Origin of the sequence: Streptomyces torulosus (assembly GCF_001419765.1) — a bacterium.
GTDB classification, from domain to species: domain Bacteria; phylum Actinomycetota; class Actinomycetes; order Streptomycetales; family Streptomycetaceae; genus Streptomyces; species Streptomyces torulosus.
The window spans coordinates 148-1,668 of sequence record NZ_LIRK01000972.1; the positions used below are offsets into that span (position 1 = coordinate 148).

Sequence of the window (1,521 nt, forward strand, 5' to 3'; positions counted from 1 at the left end):
CGAACCGCCGCGTCGGCCGCCGTCTCCTGGCAGGGGCCACGACCTCGGAGGTCACACAGTCGGCCGTAACACCGGCCGGGTAGTTTGGGACGATCCGGTGAGGACTTCAGGAGGGGTTGGCCGTGGCTGCAGATCTGTCGACGATCGTGAAGGCGTACGACGTACGCGGTGTGGTCCCGGACCAGTGGGACGAGCCCCTGGCCGAACTCCTCGGCGCCGCCTTCGCCCAGGTCACCGACGCGGACGCCCTCGTGATCGGCCACGACATGCGGCCCTCCTCACCCGGCCTCGCCCGCGCCTTCGCNNCGCCCAGTACAACGGCATCAAGATGTGCCGCGCGGGCGCCGCCCCCGTCGGCCAGGACACCGGCCTCGCCGAGATCCGCGCCCTCGCCGAGACCTGGAGCGAGTCCGGAGCGCCCGCACCGGCCGCGACACCGGGAACGATCACCCGGCGCGACACGCTGGAGGACTACGCGGCGTACCTGCGCGGCCTGGTCGACCTCACCGCGATCCGCCCCCTGAAGGTCGTCGTCGACGCGGGCAACGGCATGGGCGGTCACACGGTCCCCACGGTCTTCGCCGGCCTGCCCCTCGACCTCGTCCCGATGTACTTCGAACTGGACGGCACGTTCCCCAACCACGAGGCCAACCCACTCGACCCGGCGAACATCGTCGACCTCCAGCAGCGCGTCCGCGAGGAGGGCGCCGACCTAGGCATCGCCTTCGACGGCGACGCCGACCGCTGCTTCGTGGTCGACGAGCGGGGCAACCCCGTCTCGCCGTCCGCGATCACCGCCCTGGTCGCCTCCCGCGAACTCGCCAAGCACGGCGGCAAGGGCACGGTCATCCACAACCTGATCACCTCCTGGTCCGTCCCCGAGGTCGTCCGGGAGTGCGGCGGCACCCCCGTGCGCACCCGCGTGGGCCACTCCTTCATCAAGGCCGAGATGGCCCGCAGCGGCGCGATCTTCGGCGGCGAGCACTCCGCCCACTACTACTTCGCCGACTTCTGGAACGCCGACACGGGCATGCTGGCCGCCCTCCACGTCCTCNNCGTCGCCCAGTACGACCGCTACGTGGGCTCCGGCGAGATCAACTCCACCGTCGCCGACCAGACCGCCCGCCTCGCCGCCGTCAGGGCCGCCTACGCGGGCCAGGACGGCCTGACCCTGGACGAGCTCGACGGCCTCACCGTGTCCTCCGCGGACTGGTGGTTCAACGTCCGCCCCTCCAACACGGAGCCCCTCCTCCGCCTGAACGCCGAGGCCCGCGACGAGACGACGATGGCCAAGCTCCGCGACGAGGTCCTGGCGATCATCCGAGAGTGACCGCGTCTCCCTCGCGGACGATGGGCCGCGCCCGTCGCCGTGGAGGGCGCCCTGACCCCCGCCCGGCGCGGTGAGGGCCTCCCGCACGGCCGATCCGGGCCTCCCGCGGTCCTGCCCGGCAGGCGGAACCCCGCCCCCGGGCCGGGCTCCCCACTCGGGAAGGCCCCGCCCCGCACGGCCCGGGGGCGGGG

At 73.0% G+C, this 1,521-nt stretch carries 3 pseudogenes; all 3 read left to right on the forward strand.

The features are described from left to right. Positions 1 to 122: 122 nt before the first annotated feature. Positions 123 to 304, forward strand: a pseudogene (manB, locus tag AOK23_RS51250) (phosphomannomutase/phosphoglucomutase); the annotation flags it as partial. Positions 305 to 306: 2 nt separating this feature from the next. Next, positions 307 to 1,054 (forward strand): annotated as a pseudogene (locus AOK23_RS51255) (phosphohexomutase domain-containing protein); the annotation flags it as partial. Positions 1,055 to 1,056: 2 nt separating this feature from the next. Further along, a pseudogene (gene manB, locus AOK23_RS51260) lies at positions 1,057 to 1,330 on the forward strand (phosphomannomutase/phosphoglucomutase); the annotation flags it as partial. Positions 1,331 to 1,521: the final 191 nt, after the last annotated feature.